Consider the following 12,525-nt stretch of genomic DNA (forward strand, 5'->3'; position numbering starts at 1 on the left):
CGAAAAAGAGACGGGGCATCCATCGGTGCCCCGTCTCTTTTCATCTCTGCGTGCGGCGACCGCTTACGACCGCTTACGACCGCTTAGGGCCGCTTACGACCGCTTACGACTGTGTCGCCGTGCGCGCCTGCGGCTCCCCGTCGCGCTTGCGATACCACAGGAAGTAGATCAGCAGCACGGCGGCTACGAACGGCACGCCGAAGATCATCGTCATGCGGAACACGCCGGTCAGGAGCGTCGTGAGCATGATGGCCGCCATAAGTGCGGCCCCCAGCAGCGTGAGCCACGGAAAGCCCCACATGCGAAACGCCAGCGGCGGGTGGTTCTCGCGTCGCCATGCGCGACGGAAGAAGAAGTGCGTGACGAAGATCATCATCCACGTGAGCATCGCGCCGAACATCGAGATCGCCATCATGAACGTGAACGACGACTCGGGGTACAGGAAGTTCACGAGCGTCGCGAGCGCAATGCCGACCGTCGAGAGCAGCAGGGCGGCCAGCGGCACGCCGCGCTTGTTCACTTCGCCGAAGCGGGCCGGGGCATAACCGGCACGCGAGAGCGAGAACATCATGCGAGTCGTGATGTAGAGCTGGCTGTTCATCGACGAGAGCGCCGCGATCAGCACCACGAAGTTGATCACGCCTGCCGCCCCAGGAATGTTGATGGCCTGCATCACCTTCACGAACGGGCTTTCGTCTTGCCCGGCGGCGGTCCACGGCACGATGGCGAGCATCAGCGCGAGCGTGAGCAGATAGAACAGCACGAGGCGCACGACCGTCGAGCGGAAAGCGCGCGTCACGGCGCGCTCCGGGTTCTCGGCTTCACCGGCGGCCACGGCGATCATCTCGATGGACAGGTAGCTGAAGATCGAAATGATGACGGCCACCCACATGCCCCAGAGTCCCTTCGGGAAGAACCCACCGTGCGCGGTGTAGTTCGCGAACCCGGCTGGCGAGTGCGCTCCGTCGGCCACCGAACCCGGTGCAATGAACACCACGTAAGCGCCGATCAGAATGAACACGACGATGGCCGTGATCTTGATGAGCGAGAAGCCATATTCGATCGCGCCGAACAGATTCACCGACATGGCGTTCACGAGTACGAGTGCGGCCGAAAACCCCGCGACCCAGTACCAGCCCGGCACCTGCGGGAACCAGTACTTCATGTAGACGGCGATGGCGCTGACCTCGGTGCCCACGGCCAGCACGATGCACGACCAGTAGGCATAACGCACGAGAAAACCCGCCCACGGTCCGATGTAATGCTCCGCGTACGCGCCGAACGAGCCCGACGTCGGATGCGCGACGGTCATCTCGGCCAGGCATCCCATGAGCATGAGCGCGATGAGCGCCCCGATGGCATAGGAGATCAGCACGCTCGGCCCGGCGAAGCCGATGGCGAAACCGCTGCCGAGAAAGAGTCCGGTGCCGATGGCGCCGCCAATGGCGATCATGGCCATCTGGCTGGCAGTGAGGGAGCGTCGCAAGCCTTGTTCGCGGCGCGTGATGTGCGAGAAATCGCGCTTGCCGGACGAAGATGGCGTTGAAGACGAGGGGGGCTGGGGAGTACGCGTCATGACACACCTTTCACTACAAAAGTTGAAGCGTGCTGCGGCGAGCGGGGGAGGGAGCGCGAGCCCGTCCAAAACAGAACGACGCTCGCGCCTGCCGCTTAGAAGATGTGGCGGATACCCGTGCCCACACCGACTTGCGTCGAGTTACCCGGCAGTTCGACGCGTGCTGCGCCGCTGACCTTGTTGTAATCGACCGTGCCGTAGAGTTGCGTACGCTTGGACAGCGCGTATTCGGCGAGCAGCACGTACGTATAGCGACGACCCGAACCGGCATCGCCCGCCTGCGCGTTGATGTTCTTGATGTCGTCGAAGTACGCGGCGCCGGTGATCGCGAGGTTCGGCATAGCCTGAATGGTCGTGCCGAGGTAGAACGTCGTGTCCTTGCGCGGATTGTCGTTCAGGTTGCCCGTCGTGACCGTGTGCGCCGGATCGTTGAGCGTGCCGTCGAGCCAGCCGCTGCGATCGCGTCCGCCCATGTAGCCCACGAACACCTTGGCGATGGAGACGCTGTAAATACCGCCCAGGCCCCACATCTGCTGCACGCGCTTGGCTGCGTCGCGCGCTTGCTGGTACACACCGGCAACCTGGAACGGGCCCATCGCATACGCGGCGCGAGCCCCCCAGTAGTTGCTGGCGGCCATCGTGCCCGCAGTGTTGCCGAAGCCGTAGGTTGCGCCGACCGACAGGCCGCCGAATGTGCCGGCGTAGCTCACGGCGTTATCCACACGACCGCGCGTGATGTTGTACATCCACGAGTTGTTCGCGTAGTTGCCGATGGTGAGCGGATCGAAGTCGCCGTAGACGTTGAACGCCTCGGTGGCCTGACGCCCGATCTTGATCGTGCCGTACTGATTTTGCAGGCCGACGAACGCGTAACGATCGAACAGACGCGGGCCGTTGGCGAGCGTGCCGTTTTGCGGGTTGATACCCGACTCCAGCTGGAAGATCGCCTTCATGCCGCCGCCGAGGTCTTCCGTGCCTTTGAAGCCGAAGCGGCTGTTGGTCACGGCACCGTTGGCGACTTGCCAGAGCGCGTCGTTATTGGCGTTCGAGTTGGTCTGGTAGCGCACGCTCTGGTCGACGATCCCGTACAGGGTGACGTTGCCCGTGCTTTGTGCCGCGGCGGTGGTGCTTAAGGCCAGGCCGCAAGCGGCCGAGAGGATGGCCAGACTGGCCGGAATTGCAGACTTCATGGGTCTCCTGGTGACGCCTTGTAGACGTTTTATGAATGCTCTTTAAAAACGATCCGCCGTTCCTTCCGATATAGGAGACAGCGGATTCTTCTCGGCACGACGACTGCAATATCTGAAGGCACCCGATAGGAAATGTCTCACCCTTCCGGCGCGGGGCCGAGGGTTATCATATCAACGCAAAAATTGAATTTGCTTGCTATTTCTATCAAGCAACTGGCGGTAAATCGAAGGATCTGCCAGAATCCCGGGAAACTTGATGGATTCTGCCGATGAACCTCGACCTTGCCGATCTGCGCATCCTCCGCCATCTCGAACTCAATGGCCGCATTTCCAACCAGGAACTGGCGGATGCCGTCGGCCTGTCGCCGTCGGCATGCCTGCGCCGGGTGAAATTGCTGGAGGATCGGGGAGTGATTTCCGGATACCGCTGCATCGTGGACGCACAGCATATCGGGCTGGAGTTCGAAGCGCTAGTGCAAATCACGCTGCGTCCGGACGTCGATCAGTGGCACGAAAAGTTTCTGGCGGCTGTGCAGAACTGGCCCGAAGTGGTCACCGCGCGCATCGTCACCGGATCGGCAAATTACATCTTGACGGTAAGAGCGCGCAACCTCGCGCATTACTCCGACTTTATCGTCAATGAGCTGTATCGAGCACCGGCCGTTATGTCGATTCAATCGAACATTGTCCTAAAGACAATCAAGAATACGCAGTCGCTTGTCGACCTCGTGAAGCAGAAATAAAAAAATCTAGAATATATTAACTATTCTCAAAGTACGAGAGAGAATTCTTAAAAGAAGAGACGCAGCATGGCAGTGATCACCACCATCGAGGACTTGCGAGTTCTCGCGCAACGGCGCGTACCGCGCATGTTTTACGAGTATGTCGATTCCGGCTCGTGGACCGAGTCCACGTACAGGGCCAACGCCGACGATTTCGGTGGTATCGGTTTCCGTCAGCGGGTGGCGGTCAATATCGAGCATCGCAGCACGCGCACGACGATGCTCGGCCAGCCGGTGGCGATGCCCGTCGCGCTGGCGCCCACGGGCATGACGGGGATGCAGCATGCCGACGGGGAGATTCTGGCGGCCCGCGCGGCGGAGGCCTTCGGTGTGCCGTTTACGCTGTCGACCGTATCGATCTGTTCCATCGAGGACGTGGCGGCGCACACGAAAGCGCCGTTCTGGTTTCAGCTATATGTCATGCGTGATCGGGACTTCATCGAGCGTCTGATCGACCGGGCGAAAGCGGCCGGGTGTTCGGCGCTGATGGTGACGATGGATCTGCAAATCAGCGGCCAGCGTCACAAGGACATCAAGAATGGGCTGTCGGCACCGCCGAAGCTCACGCTGCCGAACATCGCGAATATGATGACCAAGCCGCGCTGGTGCATGGGCATGTTGGGTACGCGTCGTCGCACGTTCGGCAATATCGTCGGGCACGCGAAGGGGGTTGACGACATCGGTTCGCTGGCTGCGTGGTCGGCGGCGCAGTTCGATCCGCGTCTGTCGTGGGACGACGTCGAGTGGATCAAGAAGCGCTGGGGCGGCAAGCTGGTGCTCAAGGGCGTGCTCGATCCGGAGGATGCGCGCGCTGCACGCGACACCGGGGCGGACGCCATTGTGGTGAGCAATCACGGCGGGCGCCAACTGGACGGTGCAATCTCGTCGATCCGCGCGTTGCCGGACATCGTAGCGGCGGTCGGCCGCGACACGGAAGTCTGGCTCGACGGCGGTATTCGGTCGGGGCAGGACGTGATCAAGGCGATGGCGCTGGGCGCGAAGGGCACGCTGATCGGGCGTCCGTTCCTGTATGGTCTGGGGGCGATGGGCGAGGTGGGTGTGCGTCGCGCGCTGGAGGTAATTGCTAAGGAGATGGACGTGACGATGGCGCTCACAGGCCGCACGACCGTCGACCGTCTGGACCCGTCGATGCTGATCCCGGGCAGCTACCCCACGGGCATCGGCCCATACCTGCCGGAGCCGGGCGGCCGCTAACGTCGCCGACGCCCGCGTCAATCAGAAAAGCCGCAGCTAGCCGCTGCGGCTTTTTCGTTTCCGTAGGGCCATTCCGATAAATCGACGACCACGCACCCTAGCAACCGACGGTCGGGGATGATGTCACCGACCTGTCTCAGCGGGAAGGAGCGGCGCTCTACGGATTTACAACAAATGTGTTGCTTTTTTTATGGAAAAAATTGCAACAAATCTGTTGTATTATTCAAATCCATCGCGGGTGACTTATGAAGTACAGCGAGTTCAGAAGGTGGCTTCGTCGGCATGGGGCCACTTTTGAACAGCATCGAGCCGGTTCCAGCCATTTTCGCGTGACGCTCAATGGACGTTCCACGGTCTTTCCCGATCATGGCGCGAAGGAAATAGGGCAGGGTCTCGTGGAAGCCATCAAGAAGCAGTTGGGGCTGAAGTGAGTCCGGCAGACACCCTAATGGCCCAACAAACATTCGAGGTGCACGATGTTGACCTATCCCATCACGCTCAAGCGGGATACCAATGGCACGTTGCTGGTAACGTTCCCGGACGTGCCTGAAGCGATCACGGTCGGCGAGAACGAAGAGGACGCGCGTGAACAGGCGCTAGAAGCGCTTGAGGCGGCGTTGGAGTTCTACTTCGCGCAGAAGACACCGATTCCGTGGCCGTCGCGTCCGAAGCGGGGGCAGGCAACGATTACGCTGCCGATCATGGCGTCGATCAAAGTCCTGCTCGCCAACGAGATGATTGCCCAGAATGTGCGCAAGGCCGAGCTAGCGAGGCGCATGCACGTAAATCAGGTGCAAGTGGATCGCCTGTTGAAGCTCGGATATGCATCGCGACTCGATGCCGTGGAGTCCGCGTTCGCAGTACTAGGAAAGCGCCTCGAGGTTCGGGCGGTCTGAGGTCCGACACGCCCGACCGCCTGCATCAATGATGGTGCTTGCGATGACCGCGACGCTTGCCGCGATAGTGATCGTCGTCGTACGAGCTGGAGCGGGACATGTTGCCGCCGAGGGCCGCACCGGCACCGCCGCCGACGGCCGCGCCGATCAGGCCGCCCGAGCGTCCGCCCATGGCATTGCCTGCGGCCGTGCCCGCGCCGCCACCCAGGGCGCCGCCGAGGATTGCGCCCGTGCGCTCGCGGCGGTTCGACGTGATCGCGCCGCCGGCGCCACCGCCGACCGCACCGCCCAGCACCGCACCGGTGCTACCACCCAGCGCGCCGCCCACGGCCGCGCCTGCCACACCGCCCAGCGCACCGCCGAGGGCATTGTTCATATCGCTGGCGCTCGCCGTCAGAGACGTCGTTGCTGCCAGGGTGGCCATCGCCACGATCGGAAAAATTCGCTTGAACATGAGTCTTGATGAGAATTCGGATTAACGCGACGCAAGTATAAAGAGACCCCGCCGCGCCGCCGTCTCCCCAATGTTTCACTTCTCGTAAGACGGGTAACAAAGTGTATCGGTGCGTGCAATCACGACAAATCGTCGCTACCGACATTTCCGGTGCCGTCGACATCGGGCGTCTCGGTTCCACCCGCGCGCCGTCGCGACGCCACCTTCATCTCTGCCACGAAGCGGTACAACTGCGCGGCAGCGGGCGAGAGCGGACGCGCCTTGCTGCGAATCATGCCCATACGACGCGTGACCACCGGATCGACCAGCGGCACACTCGTGAGCAGCGGATGACCGCCGCCCGGCATCGCCATCGTCGGCACCGCCGCGACGCCGAGGCCCGCTTCCACCAGCCCGATCATTGTCGTGACGTGCTGCGTCTCGCAAATACTTGCCGGACGTTGCGGCAAGCCGGTCAGCGCCTGATCGAGCAACAGCCGGTTGCCCGAAGCCTTGCCGACGGTGATGTAGTCGTACTCGTATAACTCGCGCCACGTCACCCGCTTCTTGCCCGCGAGCGGATGATCGCGACGGCACGCCGCCACGTACCGCTCCTGTAACAGCAGCTTGAACTCGATGTTCGGCTCCTGGCTGCCGATGAAATTCAGCCCGAAATCGGCATCGCCGTTCACCACGGCCGCCAGCACTTCGTTGGCGCTCGCGTCGAGCACCGAAACGCGAATGCGAGGGAACGCCCGGTGATAGCGCGAGATCACTTGCGGCATGAAGTAGTAGGCGGCCGAAGGCACGCAAGCAATCGTCACGTGCCCGAGGCTCGACGACGCAACGTCGCGGATGCCCAGCAGCGCATTGTCGAGGTCGTCGAGAATCCGCTCGGCATCGCGCGCGAAGGCCCGCCCGACGTTGGTCAGCGCCACGCGACGCGTGCTGCGCTCGAAAAGTTTGACGCCCAACGCGTCTTCCAATTTGTCGATGCGACGCGACAACGCTGGCTGGGAGAGATGGATCGACTCGGCCGCGCGACGAAAGCTCGCGAGTTGCGCGACCGCGCGGAAGGCCTGCAGATCGTTCAGATCGAAGTTGATCGCCATGACATGGGGGAATGAATGCCGTACAAGCACACGGCGGATCCTGAAACCCTTGATGGCAAGGGGCGGCGGGCAGCGACCGGTGCGGCGCAGAGTGTAACGTGTTACCGCTCGGTAGGTGCATAAGCATCCTGCCATTGATAGCGTATGCGCATCAATATTTCCAAAAAATGCAATTCACAAGCGCGGAACTTCCGGCGCACCATTAGCGGCTTCATCAAGCGTCCGTGACGGCTCGACACGTCCCTGGCAGAGACGCAGTGCGACGATTAATCTCGGCCCGACCCCCCGGGCCGCAGGCAACACGGAGACAGCGCATGTCACAGCGCCCCCAAGACGCGGTTTCGCGTCAACCCTCGAAATTCGGCGCGGTCATTCGCGTCACCGCCGGTAACTTCCTCGAACAATTCGATTTCTTCCTGTTCGGTTTCTACGCCACACAGATTTCGCGCGTCTTCTTCCCGACGGACAGCGAGTTTGCGTCGCTTATGCTGACCTTCGCCGTCTTCGGCGCAGGCTTCCTGATGCGTCCGCTGGGCGCCATCGTGCTCGGTGCTTACATCGATAACGTCGGCCGCCGCAAAGGACTGGTCACGACGCTGGCGATCATGGCGAGCGGCACGATCCTCATTGCCTTCGTACCCGGCTACGAAACCATCGGTCTCGCGGCGCCCGTACTGGTGCTGATCGGCCGGTTGTTGCAAGGCTTCTCGGCCGGTGCCGAACTCGGCGGTGTGTCCGTGTATCTCGCGGAAATCGCCACGCCGGGCCGCAAGGGCTTCTACACGAGCTGGCAGTCGGCCAGCCAGCAGGTCGCTATCGTCGTCTCGGCGGCGCTTGGCTTCACGTTGTCGCTCACGCTCACCGCGCAGCAGATCGCGGCATGGGGCTGGCGTCTGCCGTTCCTCGTCGGTTGCATGATCGTGCCGGTGATCTTTGTGTTGCGTCGTTCCCTTCAGGAAAGCGACGAATTCAAGGCACGTAAGCGTCACCCTTCCGTCAGCGAAGTGTTCCGCTCGATGGCAGCGAACCTCGGTGTCGTGATCGGCGGCACCATGCTCGTGGCGCTGACCACAACGGCGTTCTACCTCATCACCGTCTACGCCCCGACGTTCGGCAAGAGCGTGTTGCACCTGTCGAGCGCCGACGCACTGCTCGTCACGCTGTGCGTGGGTGTGTCGAACTTCATCTGGCTGCCGATCGGCGGCACGCTGTCGGACCGTATCGGCCGTCGTCCGGTGTTGCTTCTGTTCGCCGGTCTCACGCTGCTGACGGCTTATCCGGTGCTGTCGTTCCTCGTGCAGGCCCCGAGCTTCACCCGCATGCTGGTCGCGCTGCTGTGGCTCTCGTTCCTGTACGGCATGTACAACGGGGCGATGATCCCGGCGTTGACCGAAGTCATGCCGCCGGATGTGCGTGTCGCTGGCTTCTCGCTCGCGTATAGCCTCGCGACGGCGCTTTTCGGCGGCTTTACGCCTGCCCTGTCGACGTATCTGATTCACGCGACGGGAGACAAGGCCGCGCCGGGCTACTGGATGAGTTTCGCTGCGCTGTGCGCCATCTGCGCGACGCTCGCGCTCTATCGCGGCCGCCGTGGCGGTGAGAACCCCGCCGGACTCGCGGCGGGCTGACATCACCGGATACCGGACGTCGCAAAACGACGGCGTCCACTTCATCCCAATTCACAATAACGAGAGACAGGTCACACCATGAAAGCCATATCGACGCGACGTCTGCTGCGCGCACTGGGCGCGGGCATCGTCCTGACGGCGACGCTCGCCGCTGCACCGGCAAGCGCTGAGAATCTGAACGTAATGAACTCCGGCGGATTCACGGCGGCGTACAAGCTGCTGCTGCCGAAGTTTGAAGCTGCCAGTGGCGATCACGTCGACACGGCGTGGGGGCCGTCGATGGGCCGCGCGCCCGAAGCGATCCCGAACCGTCTGGCGCGCGGCGAATCGGCCGACGTCGTCATCATGGTCGGTTACGCGCTCGACGACTTGATCAAGGCTGGCAAGGTGCGTGCTGACTCGCGCGTCGATCTGGCCGACTCGCGCATCGGCGTCGTGGTCAAAGCCGGTGACACGGTGCCCGACGTCAGCACACCGGAGAAGCTCAAGGCAGCGCTGCTGGCGGCCAAATCGGTCGCGTACTCGGACAGCGCGAGCGGTGTGTACGTCGAGCGCGAACTGTTCAAGAAACTGGGCATTACCGAGCAGATGCAAGGCAAGGCGGTGATGGTGCAGAAGACGCCAGTGGCTGAAAAGGTTGCAGCGGGCGATTACGCATTGGGTCTGCAACAGGTCAGCGAATTGCTGCCGGTCAAGGGCATCGCCTTCGCGGGCAAGATCCCCGAGTCGCTGCAATCGGTCACGCGCTTCGCCGGTGGTGTGCCCGTGAGCGCATCGCATCCGGAAGAAGGCGCGAAACTGCTGAAGTATATGGCGGCACCGTCCGTGGCCAAAGATGTTGAATCGACCGGTCTCGATCCGCTGACGCACTGATTCGGCGGTTGCTTAGCAGGAACGCCAACGCGGCCCGATGAACGTCGGGCCGCGTTTTTTTCTGCCTCCGACGTCGCTGTGGAGTCGCTGTGGAGTCGCTGTGGATGAGCGATTCCCGATGCCGAATATGTGAAATAATTTTTCCGCTTCGGTATCGGGCCGGGATTGGCCGACAATGACGCATCAGATCGAGACGTCGCACCGGACGACGTCGATACCATCGATAACATCAATCGCGAGGAGAGAGACATGGCCGCCGTGCCGAACCTGAACGACATCGTCGCGCTCGACGCGCTGGCGCTGTCCGACGCCATTCACCGTCGTCGCGTGTCCTGCCGCGAGGTCATGCAGGCGTATCTCGCGCACATCGCGCAGTACAACCCCGAGGTCAACGCCATCGTGTCGCTGCGCGACGCGCAGACGTTGCTGGCCGAAGCCGATGCGCGCGACCGTCAACTGGCCAGTGGCGAATCGCTCGGCTGGATGCACGGTATGCCGCATGCGGTGAAGGACATCGCGTCGTGCGCCGGATTGCCCACGCGAAAGGGGTCGCCGTTGACATCCGAGGCTCCGGACACGCAGGACAGCATCAGCGTGTCGCGCATTCGCGCGGCCGGGGCCATCTTCATCGGCAAGACGAACGTCTCCGAGTTCGGACTCGGTTCGCACAGCTACAACCCTGTTTTCGGCACCACGGGCAACGCTTACGACCCCACGCGCATTGCCGGTGGCAGCAGCGGCGGCGCAGGCAGCGCACTGGCGCTGCGCCTGTTGCCGGTGGCCGACGGGAGCGACTTCATGGGCTCGCTACGCAATCCGGCGGCGTTCGGCAACGTCTACGGCTTCCGGCCGTCGCAAGGCCGTGTGCCGTACGGTCCGGCACCTGAAGTCTTTGTGCAGCAAATGAGCACCGAAGGACCGATGGGACGCACGGTCGCCGACGTCGCGAAACTACTCGACACGCAGTCCGGCTACGACAAGCGCAGCCCGCTGTCGATTGCGAACGGTGCGTCCCACTTCGCCGGTGCCTTGCAGCGTGATGTCAAGGGACTGAAGCTCGGCTGGCTCGGTGACTACGGTGGCTATCTGCCGATGGAAGACGGCGTGATGGCGCTGTGCGAGGCGTCGCTTAAGGATTTCAGCGCGATGGGATGCGAGGTCGAGGCGTGCGCGCCAGACTTTGCGCCCGACCGGCTTTGGCAGACGTGGCTCACGCTGCGTCACTGGATGGTGAACGGCTCGCTCGGTGAGATGTACGCGGATCCGGCGCGTCGCGAGAAGCTCAAGCCGGAAGCGCGATGGGAAGTGGAAGGTGGAGAAACGTTGCGTGCGGCCGACGTGTTTCGCGCGTCCATCGATCGCAGCGAATGGTACCGGTCGCTGGCGCGTCTGTTCGAGCGTTACGACTTTCTGCTGTTGCCGTCGGCGCAGGTGTTCCCGTTCGACGCGAAAACGCACTGGCCTTCCGAGGTCGCAGGCAAGCCGATGGACACCTATCACCGCTGGATGGAAGTCGTGATCGGGCCGACGCTGGCAGGCTTGCCTGCGATCAGCGTGCCGGTCGGGTTCGACGCACGTGGGCTGCCGATGGGCTTGCAGATTATCGGCCCGGCGCAGGCCGATCTTGCGGTGCTCCAACTCGCGCATGCACACGAGCAGCAGACGCAGTGGGTGCAGCGTCGTTTGCCGCCGATGCTGGCGGGGCGCTGACACGTCGCGCAGCGCCGATCTGCGCAACACCGCGCAGGCAACGTCTTATCTCGGACGCGACGCCTGCGCGCGCGCCCGCAGCGGCTTGAGCAAGTCGCCGAGCGCGTTATGGTCGATTTCGTGCATCAGCGCGAGCAGACGGCCGATCTCATTGGGGGGAAAGCCTTCGCGGGCGAACCAACTGAGGTAGTTGCCCGGCAGGTCGGCGATCATCGTGCCCTTGTGCTTGCCGTAGGGCATGGGCGTGGTTGCGAGGCGCATCAGCGCGTCGGCATCGAAATTAAGCATGAGCGCAGGTATAGCTCAAACCCGCGACGTCAGCAACTGCCACCCCCCCCGCACCGAAGACGACCGCCAGACAGCCGTCGAGCCAGCGGCGGATTCTGAGGTACACACGCCGCGCGGTTTGCGTCGAGAACAGCATCGCGTAGCCGCAGAAGATCATCAGTCCGAGCGCCGCGCAGCCGGGCACGACGGCCACCGGCATGCTCCCGTCCGGCCCCGACGACAGCGCGACCACGGACATCCACCCCAGCACCGCCTTCGGATTGGTGAGATGCAGCAGCGTGCCGCGCACATAGAGGCGCTTGAGGGACAACACCCCATTGCCGTCCGTCGGCACGAACGTCGCAGTCTTTGACGGACGCAGCGCTGCACGCCCCGACTTGAACGCCAGCCATAGCAGATACGCACCGCCGAAGAGCTTGAGCGCGACGAGGAACTGCGCGTAGGCAAGCAGCGTCGCCGAGATCCCGAGCATGGCGACCGTGGCCCAGAACAACGAGCCTGACATGACGCCCAGTGCGAACGTGAGCGCCGGACGGCGTCCATGGTTGGCGGCGATGGACATGATCGCGAGATCGCTCGGGCCGGGACTCGCGGCGTTGACGAAGTACGCCGTGAAGGCCACCAGAAGATGGGCGGAGAGCGCGGTGCTGACGATCATGGCGGACCTTGGGCCCGCTGACCGATACCCCGGTGAGGGGCAAGCCGACGGGCAATCTGACGGGGAATCGTCAGAGTGTCGCGGCGCACCTCGCCTCGCGCCATAGACAGTTCGCGTGATTTCTACCGAGCCAGTTGCCGATGGGGCCGCCCGACGCCCATCCG

The 12,525-nt window shown here is 63.0% G+C and carries 13 protein-coding genes; 7 read left to right on the forward strand and 6 right to left on the reverse strand.

Annotation, left to right across the window (positions count from 1 at the left end):
• Positions 1-103: 103 nt before the first annotated feature.
• Together NA29_RS05920 and NA29_RS05925 are read right to left on the reverse strand one after the other, a co-directional pair.
• On the reverse strand, positions 104-1,576 hold the full coding sequence (locus NA29_RS05920) for an amino acid permease (protein WP_052252560.1): 1,473 nt from the start codon (positions 1,574-1,576) through the stop codon (positions 104-106).
• 95 nt (positions 1,577-1,671) lie between these two features.
• Positions 1,672-2,766 (reverse strand): porin, encoded by a 1,095-nt coding sequence (locus tag NA29_RS05925; protein ID WP_039396745.1) that lies wholly within the window; start codon positions 2,764-2,766, stop codon positions 1,672-1,674.
• 269 nt (positions 2,767-3,035) lie between these two features.
• Here NA29_RS05925 and NA29_RS05930 point away from each other — a divergent pair, with 269 nt between their 5' ends.
• The 4 genes from NA29_RS05930 to NA29_RS05945 all read left to right on the forward strand — a co-directional run bounded on the left by NA29_RS05930 (position 3,036) and on the right by NA29_RS05945 (position 5,659).
• Positions 3,036-3,509, forward strand: coding sequence for an Lrp/AsnC family transcriptional regulator (locus NA29_RS05930; protein WP_039396747.1), 474 nt, complete (start codon positions 3,036-3,038; stop codon positions 3,507-3,509).
• 66 nt (positions 3,510-3,575) lie between these two features.
• Positions 3,576-4,763, forward strand: a complete 1,188-nt coding sequence (locus NA29_RS05935) for an alpha-hydroxy acid oxidase (protein ID WP_039396749.1) — start codon at positions 3,576-3,578, stop codon at positions 4,761-4,763.
• A 245-nt stretch (positions 4,764-5,008) separates the two neighbouring features.
• Positions 5,009-5,194, forward strand: a complete 186-nt coding sequence (locus tag NA29_RS05940; RefSeq protein ID WP_039396751.1) for a type II toxin-antitoxin system HicA family toxin — start codon at positions 5,009-5,011, stop codon at positions 5,192-5,194.
• A gap of 45 nt (positions 5,195-5,239) precedes the next feature.
• The gene (locus NA29_RS05945; protein ID WP_039396753.1) at positions 5,240-5,659 is read left to right on the forward strand and encodes a type II toxin-antitoxin system HicB family antitoxin; all 420 of its coding nucleotides are present in this window, start codon (positions 5,240-5,242) and stop codon (positions 5,657-5,659) included.
• A gap of 25 nt (positions 5,660-5,684) precedes the next feature.
• Here NA29_RS05945 and NA29_RS05950 read toward each other — a convergent pair whose 3' ends face one another.
• Both NA29_RS05950 and NA29_RS05955 read right to left on the reverse strand, forming a co-directional pair.
• Entirely contained in the window at positions 5,685-6,113 is a 429-nt protein-coding gene (locus NA29_RS05950) for a hypothetical protein (RefSeq protein ID WP_039396756.1), read from the reverse strand.
• A 119-nt stretch (positions 6,114-6,232) separates the two neighbouring features.
• Positions 6,233-7,204 carry a LysR family transcriptional regulator gene (locus NA29_RS05955; RefSeq protein ID WP_039396759.1) on the reverse strand — a complete coding sequence of 324 codons (972 nt, stop codon included), beginning with the start codon at positions 7,202-7,204 and terminating at the stop codon, positions 6,233-6,235.
• A 314-nt stretch (positions 7,205-7,518) separates the two neighbouring features.
• Between NA29_RS05955 and NA29_RS05960 the strand changes: the two genes are divergently transcribed.
• From NA29_RS05960 to NA29_RS05970, 3 genes are all read left to right on the forward strand, one after another.
• Complete coding sequence (locus NA29_RS05960) at positions 7,519-8,832, forward strand: MFS transporter (protein ID WP_039396762.1); 1,314 nt, start codon at positions 7,519-7,521, stop codon at positions 8,830-8,832.
• 78 nt (positions 8,833-8,910) lie between these two features.
• A complete protein-coding gene (locus tag NA29_RS05965) occupies positions 8,911-9,705 on the forward strand; it encodes a substrate-binding domain-containing protein (protein WP_039396765.1) in 795 nt (264 codons plus the stop codon).
• 249 nt (positions 9,706-9,954) lie between these two features.
• Positions 9,955-11,415 carry an amidase gene (locus NA29_RS05970; RefSeq protein ID WP_039402508.1) on the forward strand — a complete coding sequence of 487 codons (1,461 nt, stop codon included), beginning with the start codon at positions 9,955-9,957 and terminating at the stop codon, positions 11,413-11,415.
• Positions 11,416-11,460: 45 nt separating this feature from the next.
• Here the strand turns inward: NA29_RS05970 and NA29_RS05975 are convergent, their stop codons facing one another.
• Positions 11,461-11,703 carry a DUF3820 family protein gene (locus NA29_RS05975; protein WP_039396769.1) on the reverse strand — a complete coding sequence of 81 codons (243 nt, stop codon included), beginning with the start codon at positions 11,701-11,703 and terminating at the stop codon, positions 11,461-11,463.
• On the reverse strand, positions 11,696-12,361 hold the full coding sequence (locus NA29_RS05980; protein ID WP_039396772.1) for a LysE family translocator: 666 nt from the start codon (positions 12,359-12,361) through the stop codon (positions 11,696-11,698). Before NA29_RS05980 ends, NA29_RS05975 begins: the two co-directional genes overlap by 8 nt.
• Between the last annotated feature and the right edge of the window lie 164 nt (positions 12,362-12,525).

This window comes from Pandoraea sputorum, assembly GCF_000814845.2.
GTDB classification, from domain to species: domain Bacteria; phylum Pseudomonadota; class Gammaproteobacteria; order Burkholderiales; family Burkholderiaceae; genus Pandoraea; species Pandoraea sputorum.